This is a genomic window from Leisingera sp. UBA4491, from assembly GCF_002388965.1.
Taxonomy (GTDB): Bacteria; Pseudomonadota; Alphaproteobacteria; order Rhodobacterales; family Rhodobacteraceae; genus Leisingera; species Leisingera aquaemixtae.
On the sequence record NZ_DGNN01000019.1, the window covers coordinates 104,877 to 131,833 of the forward strand.

Genomic DNA, 26,957 nt, shown 5'->3' on the forward strand with positions numbered 1-26,957 from the left:
CGCTGGCGCGGGGAAGGTCAAGCGGCGGCACATTTGACGGGGGAGTGAGGCGGTTTGAGACAGCGCGAAGGGCAGCGCCTGACCGCGGGTGGGGGCGAAGCCCCCGCCCATGGGGGCGGTCGGGGGCTGCCCGGCGTGCCGCCAGGAGGAAGATTAGAAAGGACAGCACCCGGTGCATAGGGGGTGCACAAGGGGTGCACGCATGGCACCCCCGATAACGGCAAGAAGAAGGGCGCCGCGAGGGGCGCCCTTTAAAATTCCGTTTCCTGCCGGGCTCAGCCGCCCAGTTTCTTGGCGACCAGCTCGTTCACCGCCTTGGGGTTGGCCTTGCCGCCGGTGGCTTTCATCACCTGGCCGACAAACCAGCCTGCCAGTTTCGGGTTCACCTTGGCCTTCTCCACCTGCGCCGGGTTGGCGGCGATAATCTCGTCCAGGGCGGTCTCGATAGCGCCGGTATCCGTCACCTGCTTCATGCCGCGTTCCTCGACGATCTGCGCCGGGTCGCCGCCCTCGGAATAGACGATCTCGAACAGGTCCTTGGCGATCTTGCCGGAGATTGCGTCCGAGGCGATCAGGTCGATGATGCCGCCCAGCTGTGCAGGCGAAACCGGGGATTCGGTGATCGTGTGGTCTTCTTTCTTCAGACGGCCGAACAGCTCGTTGATGACCCAGTTGGCAGCCAGCTTGCCGCTGCGGCCCTTGGCGGTTTCCTCGAAGAAGGCGGCCGATTCCACATCTGCGGTCAGCACCGAAGCGTCATAGTCGGAGAGGCCGAAGTCGTTGATGAAACGCGCTTTCTTCTCGTCCGGCAGTTCCGGCAGACTGGCGGCGATTCCGTCCACCCAGTCCTGCTCGATTTCCAGCGGCAGCAGGTCCGGGTCGGGGAAATAGCGGTAGTCATGCGCCTCTTCCTTGGAGCGCATGGAGCGGGTCTCGCCCTTGTCCGGGTCATACAGGCGGGTTTCCTGCATGATCTCGCCGCCGCTTTCCAGAATTGCGATCTGGCGGCGCGCCTCGACCTCGATGGCCTGCTGGATGAAGCGCATGGAGTTCATGTTCTTGATCTCGCAGCGGGTGCCGAGGTGGCTGAAGTCCTGGGTTTCCTGGTACTTCTCGTACTGGCCGGGCAGGCAGACCGAGACGTTCACGTCGGCGCGCAGGTTGCCGTTCTGCATGTTGCCGTCGCAGGTGCCGAGATACTGCATGATCTGGCGCAGCTTGGCGATATAGGCCGCCGCTTCTTCCGGGCCGCGGATGTCGGGGCGGGAGACGATCTCCATCAGGCAGACGCCGGTCCGGTTCAGGTCGACGAAGGACATGTTGGGATCCATGTCGTGGATCGACTTGCCCGCGTCCTGCTCCATGTGGATGCGTTCGATCCGCACGGTGCGCGCGGTGCCGTCGCCCAGTTCCACCAGCACTTCGCCTTCGCCCACGATGGGGTGATACAGCTGCGAAATCTGGTAGCCCTGCGGCAGGTCGGGATAGAAGTAGTTCTTGCGGTCAAAGGCCGACCACAGGTTGATATCGGCCTTCAGGCCCAGGCCGGTGCGCACCGCCTGCTCGACGCAGTACTCGTTGATTACCGGCAGCATGCCGGGCATCGCCGCGTCCACAAAGGCTACGTTGGAGTTCGGCTCGGCACCGAACTTGGTGGAGGCGCCGGAGAACAGCTTGGCATTTGAGCTGACCTGGGCATGCACCTCCATGCCGATGACCAGTTCCCAGTCATGCTTGGCGCCCGCGATCACTTTGGGCTTGGGGAGTTCATATGTCAGGTCGAGCATGGTTTTCCGCCGTATCCGAATGTCAGTTGCAGTGACATGGTGCGATATTTCATCGCCACAATATCATTTTCAGTTGCACAGCGTTCTAGGCCCGGCGGCGCGCAGGGGCAAGAGGGCAGGTGGCGCGGATAACTCTGAGCGGTGCCGATACTTCTTGTTTTGCACGGGCTGCAAGCCCGGGCAGCGCCCGTCCGTCCCCATGGGCGGGCGTTTTGCTTCCGCCCGCGGACGGGCGCTGCCGTTCGCAATGGTTCGCCTGTGCCTGATTCAGCCTCTTGGCGGGGTGCATCAGGAGGGCTAGAACTGGCAGCCCGAACAGACTTTCAGGAGGCCGCCTTGGACACATCCGCCCGCATCAGCCAGACCATTGCCACGGAAATCGGCGCCGCTGCCAAGCAGGTGAGCGCTGCGGTGGCGCTGCTGGATGAAGGCGCCACCGTGCCCTTCGTCGCGCGCTACCGCAAGGAGGCGACGGGCGGGCTGGATGACACCCAGCTGCGCACCCTGGCGGAGCGTCTGGACTACCTGCGCGAGCTGGAAAAGCGTCGGGCGGCCATCCTCGAGTCGATCAAAGGTCAGGACAAGCTGACCGACGATCTGGCTGCGTCGATTGCCAAGGCGGAGACCAAGGCGCAGCTGGAGGATATCTATCTGCCTTACAAGCCCAAGCGGCGCACCAAGGCGATGATCGCCCGGGAAAACGGGCTGGAGCCGCTGGCGGATGCCATTCTGGACAATCGCAGCGCCGATCCCGAGAAACTGGCCGAAGGATATTTGACCGAGGCGGTGGCCACGGTGAAGGACGCGCTGAACGGCGCGCGGGATATCCTGACCGAGCGGCTGATCGAGAATGCGACCCTTTTGGGCAGGCTGCGGGAGTTCCTGCAGAAGGAGGCGGTGCTGTCTGCCAAGGTGGTCGAGGGCAAGGAGCAGAAGGGCGCCAAGTTCTCTGATTACTTCGACCATTCCGAGCGCTGGGCGGATGTGCCCTCGCACCGGGCGCTGGCGATGCTGCGCGGCTCCAACGAAGGCGTGCTGACGCTGGACGTGGGGCCGGAGCCGGAAGAGGGCGTGGCGCGCGCAGAGGCGATGGTGGCGGCCGTGCTGGGCGCGGGCGGCAACGGGCCGGGCGACGTGTGGCTGCGCAAGGTGGCTGGCTGGTGCTGGCGGGTGAAGCTGTCGCTCTCGATGATGCTGGAGCTGATGGGCGACCTGCGGGCCCGCGCGCAGGAAGATGCCATTCAGGTCTTTGCCCGCAACCTCAAGGACCTGCTGTTCGCAGCTCCGGCCGGTGCGCGGCCGACCCTCGGGCTGGACCCGGGCATTCGCACCGGCGTCAAGGCGGCGGTGGTTGATGCGACGGGCAAACTGGTGGCCACAGAGACCCTGTACCCGTTCCAGCCGAAGAACGATCTGCACGGCGCGCAGGTGTCGATCGTGAAACTGATCGCCGAACACGGCGTCGAGCTGATCGCCATCGGCAACGGCACCGCCAGCCGCGAGACCGAGCGGATGGTGGCGGAGGTGCTGCAACACCTGCCGGCCAAGATCAAGGCGCCGACCAAGGTGGTGGTGAGCGAGGCCGGCGCCTCGGTCTATTCCGCGTCTGAGCTGGCGGCGCGGGAGTTTCCGGATCTGGACGTATCCCTGCGCGGGGCCGTGTCGATTGCGCGCCGCCTGCAGGACCCGCTGGCGGAGCTGGTGAAAATCGAACCCAAGAGCATCGGCGTCGGCCAGTACCAGCACGATGTGGACCAGCACAAACTGTCGAAATCGCTGGAGGCGGTGATCGAGGATGTGGTGAACGCGGTGGGAGTGGACCTCAACATGGCCTCGGCGCCGCTCTTGTCCCATGTCTCGGGCCTTGGCCCTGGCCTGGCGGAGGCGATTGTGGCGCATCGGGATGTGAACGGGGCGTTTGCCTCGCGCAAGGAACTGCTGAAAGTGGCGCGGCTGGGTCCCAAGGCATTTGAGCAATGCGCGGGCTTCCTGCGCATCCGCGACGGAAAAGAGCCGCTGGATGCGTCCTCTGTGCACCCCGAAAGCTATGATGTGGCGCGCAAGATCGTGGCCGCCTGCGGGCGCGATATCCGCCAGATCATGGGGGACGGCGCGGCGCTGAGGCCCTTGCGGGCCGAGGATTTCGTGGGCGGTGGCGTCGGTCTGCCCACCGTGCGCGACATTTTCCAGGAGCTGGAAAAGCCGGGCCGCGACCCGCGCCCGTCCTTCGTGACGGCGTCCTTCAAGGACGGGGTGGAAGAGATCACCGACCTGAAACCCGGCATGGTCCTGGAGGGCACGGTGACCAATGTCGCGGCCTTTGGGGCGTTTGTGGACATCGGGGTGCATCAGGACGGGCTGGTGCATGTCAGCCAGTTGGCCGACCGGTTTGTGAAAGACCCGCATGAGGTGGTGAAGACCGGTCAGGTGGTCAAGGTCACCGTCACCGAGGTGGACGTGCCGCGCAAGCGGATCGGGCTGACCATGAAGAAGGACGGCGGCGCCTCTGCCAAGGAGGACCGCAATGCCCGCAGCCCGGCCAAAGGCGCAGGCCCGGGCCGCGGCGGCAAGCCTGGCAGCCCTCAGGGCGGCAAGGGCAAGATGTCTGCTGGCCCCAGGGGCGGCCAGGGCAAGGAGCAGGGCTCAGGCCAAAGTACAGGCGCGCTGGGCGCGGCCCTGATGGACGCCTTCAAGAAGAAATGACGAAACGGGGCTTCGGCCCCAATTCGATGAGGACAGGCCCGGGCTGGCCGTGTTCGCCGCAATGGTGCGATGAGCGCCCGCCCGGGCGGACGCGTGCCCGCCGCTGGCGCGACGGGCAGTGGCTGCCGCTGACGGCTAGTTTTTTTGGGGATGTGAAAGCTGCGGCCGCCGGATCAAGCGGGGCTGAACTCCAGCCCTTGTTCGGTAAAGGCAACCTTCTGGCCTCCTTCGATCTCCTCGCGGAACTGGGTGGCGATGGCCTGCAGCGCGCCAGCATGGCCGCGGGCGGCAAAGCGGCTGAGCGAGGTGATGCGGGCGCTGTTGTCGAAGCCTTCGGCGGCATGGGCCCAGACCAGCGGGTGCAGCTCCTTCAGGTGGTCGCGGATCAGCCAGCCGGCGGCGGCGGCGATCTTGAGGCGCGGCACATCGGCCTGAATATTGCGGCCCAAGTCCTTGCGCAGCGCAACCGTGCAATAGGCCGCCAGCAGGTTGATCATCTCCTGCGACGGGTCGGCCTGCACGATATCCCTGAGACCGTCGAGGAAAAACCGGGTGTCGACCCGGGCGCAGGCCTGATCGTCGATGGCGATGGCGTCGAAATAGACCCAGGTGTAGCCGCCTGCGCCCCAGGTCTGCGCGGTGCGCGCGGCGGTGCGGCGGGCCTCAAGCTCCAGCGCCGCATAAGAGCCGGACCAGCGCGGCAGCATCTGGGTGCCCAGCGTGCGCATGTGGCGGTGGTTGGCGGGGGCCAGGTCGATCAGCGCGGCAAAGGCATCCGCCACCGGCAGGGTGCCGCTGCTGCTGCGGGCAAACAGGGCGCATTGCGCTGCCTGGAGGAAGGGGCTGTCCCCGCTGTCCCCCTCAATAGGTTCCAGCAACGCCGCGGCGCGGTCGAAATGCGCGGCACAGCGGCGCTGGCTGGCAGCCGGGGCGGCGGGGGCGTTGCCGGGGCCGCGCCAGGCCCAGCCGATATCGATATGGGCCAGCGCCACCAGCGCCGTCAGATAGGGGTCGTGGCGGTGCTCGGCCCGCAGCGCTTCAAACGCCATCAGCCCGCGGATCAGGCTGCGGTTGCCGGTATCCTTCTGTTCAGAGAGGGCATGTTCGGTCGCGTTGACCACATCGGCGCGCGCGCCATAGGCGATAAGATCGGCCAGCGGCAGGCCGCAGCGGGCGGTGGCGCGGCTCTGGTCGGCCTCCCGGATTTCGAGCGAGAGGTCCTCCCAGCGTTCCTGGCGTGCCAGAAACTGGCCGCGGTTCTGGGCTTGCAGGCAGTCGGGATCGCCCTGGGCGCTGCGGATCGGGATGGACAGGCTGTCCGCCAGGCTCCGGTTCAGAAGCGTGTCGGAGGGGGCTGGGACTGGGACGGGCCGGATGCGGGCGGCAGGCCGGGTTTTGCGGGGCAGCAGACCTGAAATCCGGGACAGAAGTTCCCGTGCCTGCCGAGACTGTGTGATCATTTGTGCTTCCTGACGAGTGGCAGCTTATCGTTGCTGACAGTGTCGTCTGGCAATGGGGCGCAAAGATGGCGGCACTGAGGAACTTGACGTACTTCAGCGGTTTATTGCGCATCGCTGTCTGCAATTCGGGATTGTTTTCCCGGAGGTTTAACACAAGGCCTTCAGAACGCCGTAAAATGGTGCCGTTCGGTGCGCAATCCGCGCATTTGGAAGGCCGGGTCAGCCTCGGCGTGGGGCGGTGTCGCCTCCTGCGGCAGCCGGATCCGCTTGCCGCTGCGCAGGATCAGCGTGGCCCGCACCGAGAAGTCCCAGCGGGTGTCAAAACGCACCCGGTCGATCTCGCTCAGATCCGCTTCGCCAGTCAGGCCGCCGCTGAACCATTCGACCCTGTTCCGGGAAATCCTGAGACCTGCCAGCGGGTTGCGGATCAGGTCCACCACGGCGGGCAGAGCGGGCAGGGCCAGCAGGGCCACCAGCCACAGCGCCGCGTCCAGCACCAGCCACAGCACCACAAGCGCGGCCAGCCAGCCGCCTGTTGCCAGCATGGCGGTCTTTGACCGGCCCCGGCGGGAGAAGCTGTAGTCCTCCGCCGGGGCTGGCGTGTCGGGAGTGTCAGGCATCCAGGATCCGGGTGACCATCTCCGTGGTGTCGCGGCTCAGGCCGTCTGTGCCGGCAATCCGGGTCAGCTGGGCACGGATCAGCGACTGGCGGCCCGCGTCATAGCGCTTCCAGGTTTGGAAGGCGGCGCACATGCGGGCGGTGGTCTGCGGGTTCAGCTTGTCCAGCGCGATCAGGTTGTCCGCCAGCAGCTGATAGCCCTCGCCGCTGGCGTGGTGGAAGCCTGCGTGGTGGCCCGCCAGCGCGCCGAACACAGCGCGGAAGCGGTTGGGGTTCTTCATGCTGAACAGCGGATGCCTGGTGAGAGCCGCGGCGGTGGCGGCGGTTTTTTCTGGCGCGGCGCAGGCGATTTGCAGGGCAAACCATTTGTCCATCACCAGCCGGTCGTCCTGCCACTGGTTGAAGAAGGCCTGGCTTTGCGCCTCGCCATTCTCGGCCTTCAGCAGCGCGCCCAGGGCGGCGTACTGCTGGGTCATGTTGTCCGCGGCCTGATACTGGCGCGCGGCCTGTTCGCCGCCGTCCAGCCGGGTCAGCAGCGACAGGATGCGGCCATTGAGGGCCCGCTTGCCCGCACCCTCGGCGTCCGGCGCATAGGGGCCGTCGACCGTGGTGGCGGCATACAGCCGGGGCAGGCTGGTATCCAGCTGCTGCGCCAGGGTCTGGGTAAAGGTTTCTGCCGCGTCATAGATCTTCTGCGGGTCCGGGGTGTGGCCGCGGTCAAAGAGGGTCTGCGCAATATCCGACTGGCTGGGCGGCGTCAGCACCAGGGCGCGGAAGGCCGGGTCCTGTTCGTCGTCGCGCACCAGTTTCTCCAGCGCATCCAGATAGGCCGCATCGGGGGCGGCGCCGTCCAGCACCATCGCGACGCGGACCTCCTTGGCCAGCGCGTTGCCGGCCTCCCACCGGTTGAAGGGATCGGTATCATGGGCCAGCAAGAAGGCGCGTTCGGCGTTGGTGGTCTCGCGCTCCAGGATCACCGGGGCGGAGAATTCCCGCAGGATCGACGGCACAGGTTTGGAGGCGAGGCCTTGATAGGTGAAGCTTTGCTTGGCTTCCGTCAGCTCCAGCACTTCGGTGCCGCGCACTTCGTCGCCGTTGGGCGACAACAGGCCCACCGCCACCGGGATCACCCGCGGCGCCTTGTCCGGCTGGCCCGGGGTGGGCGGGGTCGATTGCTCGAACGTCAGGGTGTAGGTGCCATCGGCGTAATCCTCGGAGACTTTCAGGCGCGGGGTGCCCGCCTGACTGTACCACAGCTTGAACTGGCTGAGGCCGCGCCCGGTGGCATCCTCGAACACCTTCAGCCAGTCCTCGATCGTGCAGGCCTGGCCGTCGTGGCGCTCGAAATAGAGCTTCAGCGCCTTGTAATAGTTCTCATCGCCCACCAGCCGCTTCAGCATACCGATCACCTCGGCGCCCTTTTCATAGACGGTGGCGGTGTAGAAGTTGTTGATTTCCTGGAATTGTTCCGGGCGCGGCGGATGGGCGAGGGGGCCGTTGTCCTCCGGAAACTGGCGGGCGCGCAGCGCAATCACATCCTCAATCCGCTTCACCGGCTCCGAGCGCATGTCGGCGGTGAACTGGGCGTCGCGGAACACCGTCAGCCCTTCCTTCAGGCACAGCTGGAACCAGTCGCGGCAGGTGATGCGGTTGCCGGTCCAGTTGTGGAAATACTCATGGGCGATGATCGCCTCGATCCGTTCGAAATTGGCATCCGTGGACGTCTCGGGCGAGGCCAGAACGCAGGAGGAGTTGAAGATGTTCAGCCCCTTGTTCTCCATCGCGCCCATGTTGAAATCATCGACCGCCACGATGTTGAACAGGTCGAGGTCATATTCGAGGCCATAGACGTCCTCGTCCCATTTCATCGACTTCTTCAGCGCCTCCATGCCGAAGGCGCATTTGTGCTCGTCGCCCGGGCGGACCCAGATATTCAGCTCCACCTCCTTGCCCGATTTTGTGGTGAAGCTGCCGGGGTGGTTCACCAGATCGCCCGCCACCAGCGCAAACAGATAGGCTGGTTTCGGCCAGGGGTCATGCCATTCGGCCCAGCCCTCGCCCTGGCCCATGGGGTTGCCGTTCGACAGCATCACCGGCTCGTCGCCCTCGATCCGGACGGTGAAGGTAGACATTACGTCGGGGCGGTCCGGGTAATAGGTGATCTTGCGGAAGCCCTCGGCCTCGCACTGGGTGCAATACATGCGGTTCGACATGTAAAGCCCCTCCAGCGCGGTGTTGCCAGCCGGGTTGATCTCCACCTCGGCCTCCCAGGTGAAGGGGGCGCCGGGCACCTCGCATGTGAGGCCGCCCTCGACCAGCTCTGGCGTCACTTCCTGGCCGTCGATCTTGGCTGAGATCATCTTAAGCTCCTCACCGTGCAGGAAAAACGTCCTGTCCGCCGCATCCGGTTTGGGCGCGAAGCGGATCCGGCTGATAACGCGGGTGGTTTCCGGCGCCAGGCGGAAAGTCAGGTGAACGCTTTCTGCGCCATACCCGAACGGCGTGTAATCCTTCAGGTAAAAGGTCTTGGGGGCGGTGGCGGGGCTTGCATCTTTCACGGCGGAACCTCGTGTTTTATGGAACCGGAGCGGGGGCCGGCACGTAGTTACCATAGTCGTAGGCAACACCGGGCGGAGCGGCAAGCCGTCCTGCGCCTCAATTTGTATTGGAGAGGAGTTCAGCCATGTCCGCACCGGATACCAACGTCGACCGTCAGACAGAAAAGCACAAACCGTCGCTGCTGGGGATCGGCGCCGTGGTGGTGTTTGCGCTGGTTGCGCTGGGGCTGTTCCTGCTGATGGTCTTTGACCGCGGCGGCGAGCAGGACAAGGTGGAAGCGCCGGCTTCCGCCGCCGAGGTTCAGGCCGTGATCGACGGGACCGCCGACTGACCGGCGGACCGGCAAAGCATGTTTCCGGGGCGTGCAGGGCAACCTGTGCGCCCTTGTGCCGTTTGGGGACGCGCGATGCCGCTGCATTTTCGGAAATCCTATTGGCACTTTCTTGAAAATCAAGAAATTGCGTTTGGTTTCACCGGGAGGCTGTTTTGTTGCTGATCGGAAACTTCTGCCCTAACTAGGTAACAGCATACAGTGGTGTACCGCCGGAAGGAGCAAGTCATGAGCCGGGTCGAGAAACAGGGAATTCAGGTTGCGCCAGAACTGGCGGATTTCATTGAGAAACAGGCGCTGCCCGGCACCGGTGTCGAGGCCGAGGCGTTCTGGAAAGGCCTGGCGGAGCTGGTCAACGGCTTCGGGCCGGAAAACCGAGCGCTGCTGGCCAAGCGCGAGGACATCCAGGCCAGGATCGACGCCTGGCACATCGCCAACCGGGAAAAGCCGCATGATCACGAAGCCTACAAGGCGTTCCTTGCGGAGATCGGCTACCTGCTGCCGGAGGGCGGCGATTTCGAGATCGAAACGCAGAATGTCGACCCCGAGATCGCATCGGTGCCCGGACCGCAGCTGGTGGTGCCGATCACCAATGCCCGCTATGCGCTGAACGCGGCGAACGCGCGCTGGGGCAGCCTGTATGATGCCTTCTATGGCACCGATGCCATGGGCACGCCTGCCCCCAAGGGCGGTTATGACAAGGGCCGCGGCGCACGGGTCGTTACGCGGGCGCGAGTGTTCCTGGATGAGGCCTTTCCGATTGACGGCGCCAGCCACGGCGATGTCCGCCGCTATTACGTGCAGGACGGCCAGTTGCTGATCGACGATCTCCCGTTGTCGCAGCCGGAGAAATTCGCAGGCTACCGCGGCAACCCCAAGGCGCCGGAATCCGTACTGCTGCGCAACAATGGCTTGCATGTGGAGCTGGTCTTTGATCGCGCCCATGCGATTGGCGCGCGCGATCAGGCGGGCCTTGCAGATGTGCGGCTGGAAAGCGCGATGTCGGCGATCATGGACTGCGAGGACTCGGTTGCCTGTGTCGATGCCGAGGACAAAGTGCTGGCCTATTCCAACTGGCTGGGCCTGATGAAGGGCGATCTGGAGACCAACCTGGAAAAGGGCGGCAAGATCATCACCCGCCGCCTGAACCCGGACTTCGGCTTCACCGCGCCGGATGGCTCCGCCAAGACCGTGAAGGGCCGCGCCCTTCTGTGGGTCCGCAACGTCGGCCATCTGATGACCAACCCGGCGGTGCTGGATAGGGACGGCAACGAGGCTTTCGAGGGGCTGCTGGATGCGCTGATCACCGTGCTGATCGCCAAGCACGACCTGAAACGCGAGGGCGGCAACTCCGCTCTGGGCTCGGTCTATGTGGTCAAGCCCAAGATGCACGGGCCGGAGGAAGTGGGTTTCACCAACCGGATCTTCGATAAGGTCGAGGACATTCTGGGCCTGCCGCGCCACACCGTGAAAATCGGTATCATGGATGAGGAGCGCCGCACCTCGGTGAACCTCAAGGAATGCATCCGCGCCGCCAGGCACCGGGTGGCTTTCATCAACACCGGTTTTCTGGACCGCACCGGCGATGAGATCCACACCTCGATGGAGGCGGGGCCGTTCTCCCGCAAGGATTTCATCAAGCGCAAGGGCTGGATCGGGGCCTATGAGAACCTGAACGTGGATATCGGCCTGGAATGCGGTCTGTCCGGAAAGGCGCAGATCGGCAAGGGCATGTGGGCGATGCCCGACATGATGGCGGCGATGCTGGAGCAGAAGATCGAGCATCCGAAATCCGGCGCCAGCTGCGCCTGGGTGCCGAGCCCGACCGCCGCCACGCTGCACGCGCTGCACTACCACAAGGTCGATGTGTTCGCGGTGCAGGAAAAGCTGAAGGCCGGCGGACGCCGCGCCCATGTGGACGGCATCCTGGAAATCCCGCTGGCCACCTACCGCAAGTGGACGCCCGAGCAGATCGCCCGCGAGGTGGACAACAATGCGCAAGGGATCCTGGGCTATGTGGTGCGCTGGATCGACCAGGGCGTCGGCTGCTCCAAAGTGCCGGATATCAACAACGTCGGCCTGATGGAGGACCGCGCCACCTGCCGGATTTCCGCCCAGCATATCGCCAACTGGCTGCATCACGGCGTGGTCAGCGAGGACGAGGTGATGGGCAGCTTGCGCAAGATGGCCAAGGTGGTGGACGAGCAGAACCGCGGCGACAACAGTTACCGCCCGATGGCGCCGGGCTTTGACACCATCGCCTTCCAGGCGGCCTGCGATCTGGTGTTCAAGGGCCGGGTACAGCCCTCGGGCTATACCGAGCCGGTGCTGCACGCCCGCCGTCTGGAGCTGAAGGCCCAGGAATCTTCGGCCTGATTGCGTCAAACTGACCCCGGGAAACAGTTTCCCGGAAATAACGGGTAGTCAAAGGGGGCCTTTTGGCCTCCTTTTTCCTTTCGTAACGTAACGTCAGCGGGAGGAAGGCCACACATGGCAGGGATTTCATTGGATCAGGCACGCACCATCATCCGGGCGGCGCTGGACAGCGGGCACGGGCGCAACTTGAAACCGCTGTCGGTGGTGGTGCTGGATGCCGGCGGCCACGTGCAGGCGTTCGAGCGCGAGGACGGTGCCGCGCCGGGCCGGTTTGCAATTGCCCACGGCAAGGCCTACGGCGCGGTGATGCTGGGCATGGCGGGCACCGCGCAGATGGCGCGGGCCGAAAGCCAGGCCTATTTCATGGCAGCGGTGAATGGGGTCTATGGCGGTCAGGTCGTGCCAGTGCCGGGCGGCGTGCTGGTCAGGGATGGCACTGGTGACGTGATCGGGGCGGTTGGCGTGACCGGCGACACCTCTGACAATGACGCGGCCGCTGCAATTGCCGGGATCGAATCCGCGGGGCTGCACGGCGAAATCTGAAATCAGCTCCCTCCCGCCGGGGCTGGAGGGAAGCTCGCTCAGGAGGCGGGAGGGAGCCCTGCTCCTGAAGCGGGAGGGGGGTCCGGCTTCAGGGCAGACGGCGCGCGCGCTTAGGGCAGCATGACGGCGTCGATCACATGAATGACGCCATTGGACGCTTCGATGTCCGCAGATGTGACCGTGGCGTCATTGATCTTGACCCCGCCGTCCATCGACACGGTGATCTCTTTGCCCATCACGGTTTCCGCGGTCATGCCGTCGCTCAGGTCCGACGACATCACCTTGCCCGGCACCACGTGGTAGGTGAGGATCTCTGTCAGCTGCGCGCGGTTTTCCGGCTTCAGCAGGGTTTCGACCGTGCCCTCCGGCAACGCCGCAAAGGCCTCATCGGTTGGTGCAAACACCGTGAAAGGTCCGTCGCCTTGCAGGGTGCCGACCAGATCGGCGGCGGTCAGTGCGGCGGTCAGGGTTTCGAACTGGCCGGCGGCGGTTGCGGTCGCGACGATATCCTTGGATCCGGCGGCAGCGTCCGAGGGCACCGACAGTCCGACGGCGATGGCAAGCGCAGTCAGGGGGAGGCGGTCAAAGAACATGGGGTTTCCTTTCTGTCAGGTGCCAGAGGAAGAGGGCAGGGCGGGCTGGCAGGGATAGCTTGACATGCAAAAAATTTGCATGAGATACACGTTTGTGTGAGGTGCATTATTTTTGCACCTGGGTAAAATGTTCCGCAGAGGTATTGCCCCGGAGGTCAAAACCATGAGCAAGCCCATGCTGTCCGAGACGCTGCAGGAAGGTTTGGAAGCCTACAGAATCGGCCCCAAGCTGCGCAGTCTGCGCCAGGGTAAGGACATGGGGCTGGCGCAGCTGGGCGAACACACCGGCCTGTCGGCGGCGATGCTGTCGCGGATCGAACGCGGGCAGGTGTTTCCGACTTTGGCGACCCTGCTGCGCGTCGCGATGGTGTTCGGGGTCGGGCTGGATCACTTCTTCGGCCCGGGTGAGGACGCGCCAATGCTGGAAGTGGTGCGGCAGCGGGACCGGCTGAAACTGGGCGACAAGACCAGCGGGCCGCTGTCCTACCTGTTCGAAAGCCTGGATTTCCCGGTGACCAAAAGCCGGTTCCAGTCCTATCTTGCGGAGTTTTCCGGCAACGGCGCCGAAAGCGCCCCCCACGCGCATCCGGGCGCGGAAATGATCTATGTGATCGAAGGACGGCTGGAGCTGGGCATTCACGGCCGCACCGAGGTGCTGGACAAGGGCGATGCGGTCTATTTCGACGCAGGCTTCGCCCACAGCTACCGCGCGGTGCCGGGGCAGCGGTGCCGCGCCGTGGTGGTGGTGTCGCGGGACGGCGCGCCGGACAGCCCGGCGGGCTGAACCGGGGCCGCTGACCGGCTGCTGACGCTGGGTTGTGCAGCTGTGAACACTGTGTTGATCTGCGCCGCCTGTTGAACCCTCGCAGTGTCAGGGCTAGGTTTTCTTTCAGAGCATGAATTTACGAGTGGATTATGACGCGACCCAAGGTTGGCATTATCGGCAACTCCTACCTGATCAACGATCAGTACCCCGTGCATGCGGGCGGCACGATGAATTCCGAGGCAATTGCCGAGGTTGCTGGCTGCATGCCGCTGATGATCCCCTCAGACCCGCGCTTTGTCACCGTTGAGGAGCTGCTGCACACGTTCGACGGCTTTCTGCTCACCGGCGGGCGGCCGAATGTGCACCCGCACGAATACGGCGAAGCAGAGACCGAGGCGCATGGCGCCTTTGACCGGGCGCGCGATGCTATCACCCTGCCGCTGATCCGCGCCTGTGCGGAGCGCGGCCAGCCGTTCCTGGGCATCTGTCGCGGCTTTCAGGAGGTTAACGTGGCGATGGGCGGCTCGCTGCACCCCGAGATCCGCGATCTGCCGGGCCGGATGAACCACCGGATGCCGCCGGACGGCACGCTGGAAGAGAAATTTGCCCTGCGCCACAGCGTCCGGTTCAGCGCGGGCGGTGTGTTCCACCGTCTGTTCGGCGCCGAGGAAGTGATGACCAACACCCTGCACGGCCAAGGCATCAAGCGCCCGGGCGCGCGGGTGGTGGTGGACGGGCAGGCCCCCGACGGCACCCCCGAGGCGATCTTTATCAAGGACGCGCCAGGTTTTACCCTGTCGGTGCAATGGCATCCGGAATGGGATGCCGCGAGCGATCCGGTGTCGCGCCCGCTGTTTGAGGCGTTCGGGGCCGCAGTGCGGACCTGGGCGGACGGCGGGGCACAGACCGGTTTTCAGAAATCTGCATAGATGCGTTTGGTTAAAAGGTTTGAGTATGAAAGGTGATGCGGAAGAGGGCGCGCCCCGCAGCGGGGGCCGCTACAAAATCCGGCAGTTCAGGGCAGACGATGCGGAGGACCTGGCGGAGGTGTTCCGCTCTGCGGTGCACGGCATCGCAAGCCGCTTCTACACGCCGGAGCAGATCAACGCCTGGTGCCCCGGCGCACCGCCGGCCGCGGCCATCGGGCAGAAGCTGTCGGACGGGCGGGCGGCCTGGGTGGCGGTGGATGAGGAGGGCGCGCCGGCGGCCTTCATCGACCTGGAAACCGATGGCCATATCGACATGCTGTTCTGCCACCCCCGCGCGGCCGGGCAGGGCGCCGCAGCGGCGCTTTACGGGCGGCTGGAGACGGCGGCGCTGCGCCAGGGGCTCAAGCTGCTTTATGTCGAGGCCAGCGAAGCCGCGCGCGGCTTTTTCGAGCGGCAGGGCTTTGCCGTGGACCGCCGCCGCGAGTTTGAGCGCAGTGGTGTGAAACTCCACAACTACCGGATGGCCAAGATCCTGGGCTGAGCTGGCCGCGCGGCCAGCGGGGGCTGGCTGCGGCTGCGTTCAGGCCAGCAGATCGAAGTCCCGCGCCAGCGGCAGCCGCCGCGCCCGCTTGCCGGTGAGGTCGAACAGCGCGTTTGCCAGGGCCGGGGCCGCGGGCGGCGTGCCGGGCTCGCCCGCGCCGCCGATATGCGGCTGCTCCTCCAGAATGCGCACCTCCACCTCAGGCATCGTATGCATGCGGATGGCGTCGTAATCGGGGAAATTCACCTGCTCCGCAGCGCCATCGGCAAAGGTGATTTCTCCGAACATCGCTGCCGACAGCCCATAGGCCATGCCGCCAAACATCTGCGCCTCCAGGTTCCGCGGGTCCAGCGCAACCCCAAGGTCAGCGGCGATCCAGGCTTTGCGGAGCCGGATCAGCCCGTCGTCCTCTGCGACTTCGATAACCTGCGCCACCGGAGTGCCGAAGCTATAGGTCATGGCAACACCGCGGCCCACGCCCTCCGGCGTCGTGCCGGTCCAGCCGGACATCTCCCGGACCGACTCCAGCACCTTGGCGGCGGGGGCCCATTCCTCGCGCGCCAGTTCAAGGCGGAACGCCAGCGGGTCGGCGCCCGCCGCATGGGCCAGCTCGTCCACAAAGCTCTCCATGAAAAAGCCGTTGATCGACGCGCCGACGGAACGCCAGAAACCCACCGGGATTTGCAGGTCCGCTGCATAGCCGCGGATGCGGTAATTCGGGATAGCGTAGGGCTGGTTGAAGGCGCCGTCGGTCAGGGCGGCGTCCGGGCCGCTGGGCGGCAGGCCGATCCAGCGCTTCATCGCCTGCGCGGTCGGCGACTGGCCGGCAATCTGCCCGTCCAGCAGCAGCGCCTTGCCGTCCTTCACCGCACCGCGGAACCGCGCCACTGAGGCCGGGCGGTAGAAATCATGGGTCATGTCCTCCTCGCGGCTCCAGGTCAGCTGCACCGGGGTGCCCGGCATCTGCCCGGCCAGGCGCGCGGCATAGACGGCAAAGTCGGCCTCGCCCCGGCGCCCGAAGCCGCCGCCCATCAGGGTGGTGTTCACCTCCACCTGCTCCGGTGCGATCCCCAGTGCCTTGGCGCAGTGATCCCGCACCAGCATCGGCCCCTGGCTGCCGCACCAGATCTGCAGGCGGGAGCCATCGAACAGCGCAGTGGCGTTGAGCGGCTCCATGGTGGCATGCGCCAGATAGGGCGCCTCGTAGTCCGCCGTTACCTCCTGCGCGCCGTCCGGCAGGGTCTCGGCGTCGCCGTCATCGCGCAGAGTGGAGTTCGGCCTGGCCTCAAACGCCGCGCGGATTGCGGCGGAGATGTCTTCCTGGCTGGCCGGGATGGGGGCTGCCCCCCAGTCGAATTCGATCGCTTCCAGTGCCTGGATCGCCAGCCAAGTGTTGCGGCCGACAGCGGCAACCGCATCGCCAAGATCCGCGACCCGTTCGATGCCCGGCATTCGCAGGGCAGTGGCGGCGTCAAAGCCCTTCATCGCGCCGCCCAGATGCGGGTTCGCCTTGAGGGCCGCGAACTTCATGCCGGGCAGGCGCACATCAATGCCGAACTGCGCGGTGCCGGTGGCCTTGCCCGCCATGTCCACCCGCGGCTGGGACGTGCCCAGCAGCCGCCATTCGCTGCGCGGGCGCAGGGGCGCGTCCACCGGCTCCAGCCGGGCCGCATCTGCTGCCAGCTCGGTATAGGCGATCTCCGCGCCATCCGGCGCGACCACGGTGCCGTCCTTGGTGCTAAGCTGGCCGCGGCTGACGCCCAGGCGCTGGGCTGCGGCCTCCTTCAGCGTCTCGCGGGCTGAGGCACCGGCCAGCCGCATCCGCTCAAACCCGTCTTTCATCGAGGTCGAGCCGCCGGTCACCTGCAGATCCAGCAGCTTGCCCGCCTGGCCCAGCAGTTCGCCCAGAGAGTGCATGAACCTGGACTTGTCATAGCCGGTGCTCGGCAGCGCCTCGCTCATCAGGGCAGAGTTGTAATAGGCCTTGGCGGCGGGGCCGTGCAGCACCTCCACCTGCTCCAGCGTCACGTCCAGCTCCTCGGCGATCAGCGCGGCCCAGGTTGTATGCACGCCCTGGCCCATCTCGGCGCGCGGGGCGATCAGGGTGATCTTCCGGTCCGAGATCATCACAAACGGGTTGAACGCCACTTCCCCGTCGCCCGGTTGCAGCGGGTTCGGGGCAGGGCGGCTGACGTAATAGGCGCCAAAGGCAACCCCGCCAACGATGGCGGCGGACCCGATCAGGAAGGAGCGGCGGGCGATTTTCTTGAAGCTGGCCATCGGTTACGCCTCCTGCATCTTCTGGGCGGCGGCGTGAATGGCGGCGCGGATCCGCGGGTAGGTGCCGCAGCGGCACAGGTTGCCTTGCATCGCCTCGTCAATTTCCGCATCTGAGGGGGCCGGGTTTTCCGCCAACAGGCTGGCCGCCTGCATGATCTGGCCGGACTGGCAATAACCGCATTGCGCCACCTGATGCTCCACCCAGGCCTGCTGGATCGCGGCCATGGCATCCGGGGTGCCAAGGCCCTCGATCGTGGTCACCTCGCCCCAGACATCCGACAACGCCACCTGGCAGGAGCGCACGGCCTCGCCGCCGATATGCACGGTGCAGGCGCCGCAGGCGGCCACGCCGCAGCCGAACTTGGTGCCGGTGAGGCCGACCTCATCGCGCAGCACCCACAGCAGGGGGACATCATCAGGCAGGTCCACCTGATGGGATTTTCCGTTGATGCGAAGCGTGGTGGACATGGCCTGTCTTCCTCTGCTGGGATGCTGACAAATGTAATCGAAAGTGTCAGAATGTCAATTGACATTTTTTGCAATTTCTGTCAGAGGCTGAACCATGAACATGGCAGGCATTGATCCAAAACAGCAGGCAATCCTTGAGGCCGCCTGGGCGGCCTTCTCCGCCTATGGGTTCCGCAAGACCTCGATGGACGACATTGCCAAGGGGGCAGGCATGTCGCGCCCTGCCCTCTATCTGCATTTCAAAAACAAGGAAGCGATCTTCCGGGCGCTTGTGGCCGTGTATTACGGCAATGCGGCAGAGAACGTCCGGGCCGGGCTGGCCTCGCATGGCACCCTGTCCGACCGTCTGCTGGCCGCCTTTCAGGGGCAGGGCGGCGAAGCGATCGAGTCGATGATGGCCTCGCCGCACGGGATGGAGCTGTTCGAGGTCACCAAGAGCGTCGCGGGTGAGGAGATCGAAGCGGGCGAGGCGGCTTTGTGCGGGCTTTACGCCGCCTGGCTGCAGCAGCAGGCAGAGGCCGGGCAGGCGGCGCTGCCCGGGGATGCCGGCGTGATCGCCCGGACGGTGTGCGCGTCCCTCAAAGGCATCAAGCAAACCGCCGGCGATTTTGCCGCCTATCAGGCCGGGGTGCGCCAGCTGGCGGCCCTCGTCGGGGCCGGGCTGACGCCGCGCTGAAGGGGCGGGCCGGACGCGCCTGACCGCGCGTTCCTTACAGTTCGGTGCGCAGGTGCCAGAGCTCGGGGAACAGCTCCACTTCCAGCATCCGTTTCAGATAGCTGACGCCGCCGGTGCCGCCGGTGCCGCGCTTGAAGCCGATGACGCGCTCCACCGTGGTCACGTGGTTGAAGCGCCAGCGGCGGAAGTAGTCCTCGAAATCCACCAGCTTCTCGGCCAGCTCATACAGCTCCCAATGGGTTTCGGTGTCGCGGTAGACTTCGGTCCAGGCGGCCTGCACGGCCTCATGCGGCACATAGGCTTCGGACACATCCCGGTTCAGCACTTCGTCCGGCAACGGGAAACGTTGCGACAGAGCTTTCAAAGCCACGTCGTAGAGCGACGGCTGTGCCAGCTCGGCTTCCAGCAGGGCCAGGATGTCCGGACGGTGGGAGTGCGGGCGCAGCATCGCCTTGTTGCGGTTGCCCAGCATGAATTCGATCTGCCGGTACTGGTGCGACTGAAAGCCGGAGCTTTGGCCCAGCTCATCCCGGAACGCTGTGTAATCCGAGGGCGTCATGGTGCGCAGAACGTCCCAGGCGGAGTTCAGCTGCTCAAAGATGCGCGCCACGCGGGCCAGCATCTTGAATGCATGGTGCGCCTTGCCGGCCAGCAGCTGTTCGCGGGCGGCGGTCAGTTCGTGAATGGCCAGCCGCATCCACAGCTCAGAGGTCTGGTGCTGGATGATGAACAGCATCTCGTCATGGGTATCGGTCCATGTCTTTTGCGCATTCAGCAGCATGTCGAGCGACAGGTAATCGCCATAGGACATGCGCCCGTCAAAGGACATCTGGGCGCCGTCGTCGGCGGGATCATAGGGTTGGGTCATCGTAGCGTTCCTTTTCCTTAGGGCAGTATATGTCAGGGAAAGGAATGCGTCCTCCGGTTCAGGGTGCCGCACTGGGCCAGGCGGCGCCACAGCGCGACCCAGCCCGCCGGGCGGCAAAGCGGCAGGTGATATGAGCGGGTGCGGCGCATCAGGTGACCGCGTGGCGGACCATGTATTCCGGGCGGTCCCACGAAGCGTTTGCCATCACATCGGCGATGATCTCCACCGCTGCGCGCACGTCGCCCTCGTCGATGTAGAGCGGGGTAAAGCCGAAGCGCATGATGTCCGGCGCCCGGAAGTCGCCGATCACGCCGCGGGCAATCAGCGCCTGCATCGCGGCATAGCCCTCGTCGAATTTGAACGACACCTGGCTGCCGCGGAACGCCGGATCGCGGGGCGAGGCCAGTTCAAGCTGCGGGCAGGTCCGTTCCACCCCGGCGATGAACAGATCGCACAGTTCGATGGACTTGGCGCGCACGCTGTCCATGTCCGCCTTGTCCCAGATGTCCATCGCCGCCTCCAGCGCGGTCAGCTGCAGGATCGGCGGGGTGCCGACCCGCATCCGGTCGATGCCGCTGCCGGGCCGGTAGTCGAGGTCAAAAGCAAAGGGGGCTTCATGTCCCAGCCAGCCCGACAGGGCGGGGCGGGCGGTCTCTGCGTGACGCGGCGAGACATAGATGAAGGCCGGCGCGCCGGGGCCGCCATTGAGGTATTTGTAGGTGCAGCCGACCGCGAAATCCGCGCGGCACCCGGCCAGATCCACCGGAATGGCACCTGCCGAATGGGCCAGATCCCAGACCGTCAGCACGCCATGGGCATGGGCCTTTTCGGTCAGCGCCTTCATGTCGTGCTTGCGGCCGGTGCGGTAATCCACCTCGGTGATCATCAGCACCGCGATTTCCTCGGTGATAGCATCCTCGACCGCCTCCGGGTCGACCACCCGCAGCTCATAGTCCGGCCCCAGCGATTTCAGCAGCCCGCTGGCCATGTAGAGGTCGGTTGGAAAGTTGCCATTGTCCGACAGCACCACCTTGCGGCCCGGATTCAGCTCCAGCGCTGAGGCAACCGCCTGGTAGACCTTGATCGACAGCGTGTCGCCCATCACCACATGGCCCGGCTCCGCCCCGATCAGCCGCCCGATCCGGTCCCCCAGCGCCTTGGGCTTGTCCATCCAGCCGGCCTTGTTCCAGCCGGTGATCAGCATCTGCCCCCATTCGTCCTGCATCATCGCACCGACGCGCTCCTTTGCAGCGCGCGGCAGCGGACCCAGCGAGTTCCCGTCCAGATAAATCACGCCCTCAGGCAGGTCGAACATCGCCTTGGTTGCGGCAAAATCGGTCATCGGGGCCTCGCGTGCAGTGGGTATTTTAAGCTTGAAGCTTTCCGCGAGTGCTACCGCATCCGCGCCTTTCTGTCCAGTGCCTAGGGCTTGGCCGGCTGCGGGTCCGGGATACCCAGCTCGGCGCGCTTCTTTTTGGACAGATTCGCAGTGACCATCTGATAGGACAGGGTGATCTGTTCCTCAAGCTCCGCGGCGGTGAGGCCATTGTCGTCAAATTGCTGCAGCCATTTCATTCCGCGCGAGGCCAGATAGGGCGCCGGGCGGATGCCGGGGCGCTCCTGCAGCACTTCAAAGGCAATATCGCCGGCTTTGAAGGTGAAGGCATCCCTGCCGTCAGCCCAGCCGCAGACCGCAAACAGCTTGCCGCCCGCCTTCCAGACGTCCGAATTGCCCCATTGCACTACGTGCTCCGCCGCCGGAAAGGTGGCGCAGAAGACGTTGAAAGCCTCCCGGTCCATCAGGTCTGCCCGCCTGCGATTTCAATGCACTGCCCGTTCACCGACCCCGACCCGGGCCCGCACAGCCACAGCGCAGCGGCTGCGACCTCGCTGGGCTCGATCAGCCGCTTGTGGCGGTTGGCGTTCACCATCACGTCCATCGCCTCCACCGCGCTGATGCCTGCGCGCTGCGAGATCGCGGTAACATTGCGCTCGACAATCGGGGTGTCGACATAGCCGGGGCACAGCGCGTTGAAGGTGAACGGCGTCCCCAGGTAGTCCTCGCTCAGCGCCCGGGTCAGCCCGATCATCCCGTGTTTGCTGGCAGAGTAGCAGGCAGCCCCCTTCAGCCCCCGCAGCCCGGCGATGGAGGACACGGTGATCACCCGACCCCAGTCGGTCTGCCGCATCGACTTGAAACACTCCCGGATCGTCAGAAAGGCACCGTCCAGGTTGGTCGCCATCATGTTGCGCCAAAACTCCATCGAGGTCTTGTGCAGCGCAGCACCCTCCGCAACGCCTGCATTGGCCACGCAGATCTGTACCGGCCCGCGCGCGGCCACCGCGGCGTCCACCTTGGCCGCGACGTCCTCCTCTATGCGCACATCCATCGCCATCGGATGCAGGCCCTGCGTCGCAACCTCCTCCAGAACCTCGTGCCTGCGCCCGGTGATGGTGACTTGCGCGCCCTCAGCGGCCAGAGCCTGTGCAATCGCCAGCCCGATCCCGGTGCCGCCGCCCGTGACCAGCGCGTGTTTGCCTTCCAGTGTCATATTCCCGGACCTCCCTGTTTGCAGGCAGCCTAACCGGGCTGGTGCCTCTGGCAACCCCGCCGTGCCGTCAGGACGCACACGCAGGGCGTTTACAGTCATATTCACATGTGTGAATGTCGCTTCAGACCTTCAGGGAGATTTCCGATGAAAGCCATTGCCGCCCTCAGCGCCGCCTTGCTGATGCCCCTTGCCGCCCATGCCAGCGAGGACATTGCCGACCAGTACCCGCAGTCCGAGCTTTACTCCAAACCGGTGGAGGTCATCCCGCATGTCTTCTCCGCCATCGGCGCCACCGCGCCGCCGACCTATGAAAACGCAGGCCATAACAACAACCTCTCCTTCATCGTGACCTCCGAAGGCGTGGTGGTGATAAATGCCGGTGCCTCTGATGCGCTCGCTAAGGCGCTGCACGACGAAATCAAGCAGGTGACGGATCAGCCGGTGGTGCTGGTGATCAACGAAAACGGGCAGGGCCATGCCATGCTCGGCAACGGCTACTGGCGGGATCAGGGGGTGGATGTGCTGGCCCATGCCGAGGCGATTGCCGAGACGCAGGAAAACAGCGACCTGATCCTGCAGCGGATGCGCGGCTACAACAAGGACCGGGCCGGGGAGACGCGGGTGGAACACGCCAACCTGTCGTTCGAGGACCGCTATGACCTCTCCCTGGGCGGGGTGGAGATGCAGGTGCTGCACCTGGGGCCGGCGCATGACCCGGGCGACATTCAGGTCTGGATCCCCGCGTGGGATCTGCTGATTGCCGGCGACATCGCCTTTCACGAACGCATGCTGCCCATCTTTCCGCACACTTGCACCAAATGCTGGATCGAAACCTGGCAGGACAAGCTGAAGCCGCTTGACCCCGCCTATGTGATCCCGGGCCACGGCCACCCGACCAATTTGCCGCAGGTGCGCCGTTACACGCTCGACTACCTGACGGATCTGCGGGCCAAGGTCGGCGCCCACATCGAGGCGGGCGGAGACCTCGCCAGCGCTTACTATGTTGACCAGGAGCAGTGGAAGTCCCTCGATACCTTCGAAGAGCTGGCGACCAAGAACGCGGGCCGGGTTTTTGAGGAAATGGAGTGGGAGTGAGCCGGCCCCGCTGCGGTACACAAAAATATACTTAGGCAAACCGGTGAATTTGTGCAGGATCATGCCGCAAGCCGGAACGGATTCGTCGTTTCTGCGGCACGAGGGGCATTTTGTCCTTTTCTAACAGTCCCGGCCGAACCGGTCTGGACGGCCAGGACGGATAAGGGAAAACTGCCCGCGATGTGCATGAATTCCGGACATATTCTGCAAGGAGGCGGGGCCTGATGCGGTGGCTGGATGTGCCGCCTGTGTGGCTTGCGGGCGGTGTGCTGATCGCATGGCTGCAAGCGCGGCTTTTTTCGCTCGGACTCTCTTTCGGCGGCGCCTGGGCAGAGTTTCTGGGCGGCGTCCTCCTGGGCGGCGGCCTGTTGCTGGCTTTGCTCGCCATCACCGAGATGCGGCGGCAAAAGACCACGGTCCTGCCGCACCAGACGCCCAGCCGCCTGGTGCAGTCGGGCATTTTCAGCCGCAGCCGCAACCCGATCTACCTGGGCGATGTGCTGATCCTGGCGGGTCTCATCCTCTGGTTCGACGCGGTGCTGTCGCTGCCGCTGATCCCGGTTTTCCTCTGGCTGCTGGAGAAACGCTTTGTCATCCCGGAAGAGGACAGGATGCGCCGGACGTTCCGCGCCGACTGGGCCCGGTACGAGCGGAAAGTGCGCCGCTGGATCTGACCGGAACGCGGCGTTGCGGCATGACTTTGCGGCAACGCAGCAAAATCCTTGCGCAATAATCTTGCGCATTGTAGAGAAAATCATTGTGATCCGTACCCAGAGGATGCTGGCACGGGCAGGACGAGGGGGACCGACAAGGTGAAAATAGGAACACCAAAAGAAACTTATGCGGGTGAAAACCGCGTTGCGATGACGCCGGAGTCTGCGGTTCAGCTGCAGAAGCTGGGCTATGACTGCGCGATCGAGACGGGGGCCGGGGCGGCGGCGGGGTTTTCCGATGCCGCTTATGAAGCCGCCGGGGTCGAGATCCTCAAGACACCGGCCGCGCTGTGGAAGGCCGCCGATATCATCGCCAAGGTGCGCCAGCCGGATGCCGCCGAGCTGAAGCGGCTGGCCAAGGGCAAGACGCTGATCTCCTTCTTCAATCCGGCCGGAAACGAAGACGGCATGGCGCTCGCCAAGGCCAAGGGCGCCAATGTGATCGCCATGGAAATGGTGCCGCGAATCTCCCGCGCGCAGAAGATGGATGCGCTCAGCTCCATGGCCAATATCGCGGGCTACCGCGCGGTGATCGAGGCAGGCAACAACTTCGGCCGCTTCTTCACCGGCCAGATCACCGCCGCAGGCAAGGTGCCGCCCGCCAAGGTGCTGGTGGTCGGCGCCGGTGTGGCAGGGCTTGCCGCCATCGGCACCTCCACCTCGCTTGGCGCGGTGACCTATGCCTTCGACGTGCGGCCCGAAGTGGCCGAGCAGGTGGAATCGATGGGCGCCGAGTTCGTCTATCTCGACTTCGAGGAGGACCAGCAGGACGGCGCCGCCACCGGCGGCTATGCGGCTGTTTCTTCTCCGGAATTCCGCGAAGCGCAACTGGCTAAGTTCCGCGAGCTGGCGCCGGAGATGGACATCGTCATCACCACCGCGCTGATCCCGAACCGCGACGCGCCCAAGCTGTGGCTTGCCGACATGGTCGCGGCGATGAAGCCCGGATCGGTCATCGTCGACCTGGCCGCCGAGCGCGGCGGCAATGTGGAAGGCACCGTGAAGGACGAGAAGGTGGTGACGGACAACGGCGTCACCATCATCGGCTACACCGACTTCCCCAGCCGGATGGCGGCGCAGGCCTCCAGCCTTTATGCCACCAACATCCGCCACATGATGACGGACCTCACGCCGGACAAGGACGGCCAGGTCAACCACAACATGGAGGACGACGTGATCCGCGGCGCCACCGTGGCGTTTGAGGGCGAGATCACCTTCCCGCCGCCGCCGCCCAAGGTGCAGGCGATTGCGGCCAAGCCCAAGGAGACGGTGCCGGAGCTGACGCCGGAGGAAAAACGCGCCAAGGAGGTTGCGGCCTTCAAGGCGCAGACCAGGAGCCAGGTCACGCTGCTGGCCGGGGGCGGTGCGCTCCTGTTGCTGGTGGGCCTGTTTGCGCCGGTCAGCTTCATGCAGCATTTCATCGTCTTTGCGCTGGCCTGTTTCGTGGGCTTCCAGGTGATCTGGGGCGTCGCGCACTCGTTGCACACGCCGCTGATGGCGGTCACCAACGCGATCTCCTCGATCATCATCCTGGGCGCCTTGATGCAGATCGGCTCCGGCTCGTTCCTGGTGATCCTGCTCGCCGCGCTCAGCGTCTTCATGGCCGGGATCAACATCTTCGGCGGCTTCCTCGTCACCCGGCGCATGCTTGCCATGTTCCAGAAATCTTAAAGAAGGGCCGAGTTCATGGATTACGGTTTCACCACCGCCGCCTATGTCGTTGCGGCTGTTCTGTTCATCCTCAGCCTCGGCGGGCTGTCCAACCAGGAAAGCGCCAAACGCGCGGTCTGGTACGGCATCGCGGGTATGGGTCTGGCGGTTTTTGCCACCCTGATCGGCCCCGGCTCGGGCCTGTGGCTGCTGTCGCTGCTGCTGATCGCGGGCGGCGGCATCATCGGCACCTATGTCGCCAAGAAGGTGCAGATGACCGAGATGCCGCAGCTGGTTGCCGCGATGCACTCGCTGGTCGGCCTGGCCGCGGTCTTTGTCGGCTTCATCGCGCATTTCGAAATCGGAAATGTGGCGGCGGCCGCCAGCACCGAGGACCTCGGCACCTTCGCCAAGCTCATTGCCAAGAAAACCCCGGCGGAGATCGCCTTCCTGCGGGTTGAACTCTTCCTCGGCATCTTCATCGGCGCCATCACCTTCACCGGGTCTGTCATTGCCTTCGGCAAGCTGGCGGGCAAGGTGACCTCGGCGGCCACCAAGCTGCCGGGCGGCCACATGCTGAACGCCGGCGCCGCGGGCCTCTCCTTGCTCTGCCTGATCTGGTACTTCAACACCGGCGGCTTCCTGCCCCTCGTGCTGATGACGCTGGCGGCGCTGTTCATCGGCTACCACCTGATCATGGGCATCGGCGGCGCCGACATGCCGGTGGTGGTGTCGATGCTGAACAGCTACTCCGGCTGGGCCGCGGCCGCCATCGGCTTCAGCTTGGGCAATGACCTCCTGATCGTGGTCGGCGCGCTGGTGGGCTCTTCCGGTGCGATCCTCAGCTACATCATGTGCAAGGCGATGAACCGCTCCTTTGTCAGCGTGATCCTGGGCGGCTTCGGCGGCACCTCCGGTCCGGCGATGGAGATCGACGGCGAGCAGATCGCCATCGACGCCGACGGCGTGGCGGCGGCGCTGGAGGAGGCCGACAGCGTGGTGATCATCCCCGGCTACGGCATGGCGGTGGCGCAGGCGCAGCAGAACGTCGCCGAACTGACCCGCCGCCTGCGGGCCAAGGGCAAGAACGTGCGCTTTGCGATCCACCCGGTCGCAGGCCGCCTGCCGGGCCACATGAACGTGCTCTTGGCCGAAGCGAAAGTGCCTTACGACATCGTGCTGGAAATGGACGAGATCAACGAGGATTTCCCGGACACGGATGTGGCCATCGTGATCGGCTCCAACGACATCGTGAACCCGGCGGCGCAGGAGGACCCCAACTCCCCCATCGCGGGCATGCCGGTGCTGGAATGCTGGAAGGCGAAACAGGTGTTTGTCTCCAAACGCGGCCAGGGCACGGGGTACTCGGGCATCGAGAACCCGCTGTTCTTCAAGGAAAACACCCGCATGTTCTATGGCGATGCAAAGCAGAGCCTCGATACGCTGCT

Annotated in this window: 23 protein-coding genes; 12 read left to right on the forward strand and 11 right to left on the reverse strand. The window is 65.1% G+C overall.

Going from position 1 to position 26,957, the window contains the following annotated elements:
- Nucleotides 1-275 precede the first annotated feature (275 nt).
- The gene (gene gatB / locus B2P87_RS10855; protein WP_141889957.1) at nt 276-1,787 is read right to left on the reverse strand and encodes an Asp-tRNA(Asn)/Glu-tRNA(Gln) amidotransferase subunit GatB; all 1,512 of its coding nucleotides are present in this window, start codon (nt 1,785-1,787) and stop codon (nt 276-278) included.
- A 336-nt stretch (nt 1,788-2,123) separates the two neighbouring features.
- Between gatB and B2P87_RS10860 the strand changes: the two genes are divergently transcribed.
- The gene (locus tag B2P87_RS10860) at nt 2,124-4,490 is read left to right on the forward strand and encodes a Tex family protein (RefSeq protein ID WP_141889958.1); all 2,367 of its coding nucleotides are present in this window, start codon (nt 2,124-2,126) and stop codon (nt 4,488-4,490) included.
- A gap of 173 nt (nt 4,491-4,663) precedes the next feature.
- On the opposite strand, the gene B2P87_RS10865 is transcribed toward B2P87_RS10860, so the two are convergent.
- From B2P87_RS10865 to pepN, 3 genes are all read right to left on the reverse strand, one after another.
- Nucleotides 4,664-5,950 (reverse strand): hypothetical protein, encoded by a 1,287-nt coding sequence (locus B2P87_RS10865; protein WP_167510243.1) that lies wholly within the window; start codon nt 5,948-5,950, stop codon nt 4,664-4,666.
- Between the two features lie 161 nt (nt 5,951-6,111).
- Nucleotides 6,112-6,570 carry a hypothetical protein gene (locus tag B2P87_RS10870; protein WP_141889959.1) on the reverse strand — a complete coding sequence of 153 codons (459 nt, stop codon included), beginning with the start codon at nt 6,568-6,570 and terminating at the stop codon, nt 6,112-6,114.
- Nucleotides 6,563-9,127, reverse strand: a complete 2,565-nt coding sequence (gene pepN / locus B2P87_RS10875; protein WP_141889960.1) for an aminopeptidase N — start codon at nt 9,125-9,127, stop codon at nt 6,563-6,565. Before pepN ends, B2P87_RS10870 begins: the two co-directional genes overlap by 8 nt.
- A gap of 125 nt (nt 9,128-9,252) precedes the next feature.
- On the opposite strand from pepN, the gene B2P87_RS10880 reads away from it, so the two are divergent.
- The 3 genes from B2P87_RS10880 (at nt 9,253) to B2P87_RS10890 (ending at nt 12,378) form a co-directional block, all read left to right on the forward strand.
- The gene (locus B2P87_RS10880; protein ID WP_058284455.1) at nt 9,253-9,459 is read left to right on the forward strand and encodes a hypothetical protein; all 207 of its coding nucleotides are present in this window, start codon (nt 9,253-9,255) and stop codon (nt 9,457-9,459) included.
- A 228-nt stretch (nt 9,460-9,687) separates the two neighbouring features.
- Nucleotides 9,688-11,835, forward strand: a complete 2,148-nt coding sequence (locus B2P87_RS10885; protein ID WP_141889961.1) for a malate synthase G — start codon at nt 9,688-9,690, stop codon at nt 11,833-11,835.
- A 114-nt stretch (nt 11,836-11,949) separates the two neighbouring features.
- Nucleotides 11,950-12,378: a GlcG/HbpS family heme-binding protein gene (locus B2P87_RS10890; protein ID WP_141889962.1), complete on the forward strand. Its 429-nt coding sequence runs from the start codon at nt 11,950-11,952 to the stop codon at nt 12,376-12,378.
- A 110-nt stretch (nt 12,379-12,488) separates the two neighbouring features.
- Here B2P87_RS10890 and B2P87_RS10895 read toward each other — a convergent pair whose 3' ends face one another.
- Nucleotides 12,489-12,971: a fasciclin domain-containing protein gene (locus tag B2P87_RS10895; RefSeq protein ID WP_141889963.1), complete on the reverse strand. Its 483-nt coding sequence runs from the start codon at nt 12,969-12,971 to the stop codon at nt 12,489-12,491.
- A 163-nt stretch (nt 12,972-13,134) separates the two neighbouring features.
- Here B2P87_RS10895 and B2P87_RS10900 point away from each other — a divergent pair, with 163 nt between their 5' ends.
- From B2P87_RS10900 to B2P87_RS10910, 3 genes are all read left to right on the forward strand, one after another.
- Nucleotides 13,135-13,755 (forward strand): helix-turn-helix domain-containing protein, encoded by a 621-nt coding sequence (locus B2P87_RS10900; RefSeq protein WP_244940787.1) that lies wholly within the window; start codon nt 13,135-13,137, stop codon nt 13,753-13,755.
- A gap of 131 nt (nt 13,756-13,886) precedes the next feature.
- Entirely contained in the window at nt 13,887-14,666 is a 780-nt protein-coding gene (locus B2P87_RS10905) for a gamma-glutamyl-gamma-aminobutyrate hydrolase family protein (protein WP_141889965.1), read from the forward strand.
- A gap of 25 nt (nt 14,667-14,691) precedes the next feature.
- Complete coding sequence (locus B2P87_RS10910; protein ID WP_141889966.1) at nt 14,692-15,207, forward strand: GNAT family N-acetyltransferase; 516 nt, start codon at nt 14,692-14,694, stop codon at nt 15,205-15,207.
- A 39-nt stretch (nt 15,208-15,246) separates the two neighbouring features.
- On the opposite strand, the gene B2P87_RS10915 is transcribed toward B2P87_RS10910, so the two are convergent.
- Nucleotides 15,247-17,487, reverse strand: coding sequence for a xanthine dehydrogenase family protein molybdopterin-binding subunit (locus B2P87_RS10915; protein WP_141889967.1), 2,241 nt, complete (start codon nt 17,485-17,487; stop codon nt 15,247-15,249).
- A 3-nt stretch (nt 17,488-17,490) separates the two neighbouring features.
- Nucleotides 17,491-17,955, reverse strand: a complete 465-nt coding sequence (locus B2P87_RS10920; RefSeq protein WP_141889968.1) for a (2Fe-2S)-binding protein — start codon at nt 17,953-17,955, stop codon at nt 17,491-17,493.
- Nucleotides 17,956-18,049: 94 nt separating this feature from the next.
- Between B2P87_RS10920 and B2P87_RS10925 the strand changes: the two genes are divergently transcribed.
- Complete coding sequence (locus B2P87_RS10925; protein WP_141889969.1) at nt 18,050-18,631, forward strand: TetR/AcrR family transcriptional regulator; 582 nt, start codon at nt 18,050-18,052, stop codon at nt 18,629-18,631.
- A gap of 34 nt (nt 18,632-18,665) precedes the next feature.
- Here B2P87_RS10925 and kynA read toward each other — a convergent pair whose 3' ends face one another.
- The 4 genes from kynA to B2P87_RS10945 all read right to left on the reverse strand — a co-directional run bounded on the left by kynA (nt 18,666) and on the right by B2P87_RS10945 (nt 22,051).
- A complete protein-coding gene (kynA, locus tag B2P87_RS10930) occupies nt 18,666-19,499 on the reverse strand; it encodes a tryptophan 2,3-dioxygenase (RefSeq protein ID WP_141889970.1) in 834 nt (277 codons plus the stop codon).
- Nucleotides 19,500-19,647: 148 nt separating this feature from the next.
- Nucleotides 19,648-20,841 carry a kynureninase gene (kynU, locus tag B2P87_RS10935; protein WP_141889971.1) on the reverse strand — a complete coding sequence of 398 codons (1,194 nt, stop codon included), beginning with the start codon at nt 20,839-20,841 and terminating at the stop codon, nt 19,648-19,650.
- An 80-nt stretch (nt 20,842-20,921) separates the two neighbouring features.
- The gene (locus B2P87_RS10940; protein WP_141889972.1) at nt 20,922-21,299 is read right to left on the reverse strand and encodes an MmcQ/YjbR family DNA-binding protein; all 378 of its coding nucleotides are present in this window, start codon (nt 21,297-21,299) and stop codon (nt 20,922-20,924) included.
- Nucleotides 21,299-22,051, reverse strand: a complete 753-nt coding sequence (locus B2P87_RS10945; RefSeq protein ID WP_141889973.1) for an SDR family NAD(P)-dependent oxidoreductase — start codon at nt 22,049-22,051, stop codon at nt 21,299-21,301. Before B2P87_RS10945 ends, B2P87_RS10940 begins: the two co-directional genes overlap by 1 nt.
- 144 nt (nt 22,052-22,195) lie before the next feature.
- On the opposite strand from B2P87_RS10945, the gene B2P87_RS10950 reads away from it, so the two are divergent.
- The 4 genes from B2P87_RS10950 to B2P87_RS10965 all read left to right on the forward strand — a co-directional run.
- Nucleotides 22,196-23,146, forward strand: coding sequence for an MBL fold metallo-hydrolase (locus tag B2P87_RS10950; RefSeq protein WP_141889974.1), 951 nt, complete (start codon nt 22,196-22,198; stop codon nt 23,144-23,146).
- A 224-nt stretch (nt 23,147-23,370) separates the two neighbouring features.
- Nucleotides 23,371-23,820: a methyltransferase family protein gene (locus B2P87_RS10955; protein WP_141889975.1), complete on the forward strand. Its 450-nt coding sequence runs from the start codon at nt 23,371-23,373 to the stop codon at nt 23,818-23,820.
- Nucleotides 23,821-23,958: 138 nt separating this feature from the next.
- Nucleotides 23,959-25,530 carry a Re/Si-specific NAD(P)(+) transhydrogenase subunit alpha gene (locus B2P87_RS10960; RefSeq protein ID WP_141889976.1) on the forward strand — a complete coding sequence of 524 codons (1,572 nt, stop codon included), beginning with the start codon at nt 23,959-23,961 and terminating at the stop codon, nt 25,528-25,530.
- Nucleotides 25,531-25,545: 15 nt separating this feature from the next.
- Nucleotides 25,546-26,957, forward strand: a 1,412-nt coding sequence (locus B2P87_RS10965) for an NAD(P)(+) transhydrogenase (Re/Si-specific) subunit beta (RefSeq protein WP_286852460.1), incomplete at its 3' end; no start/stop codon positions are given.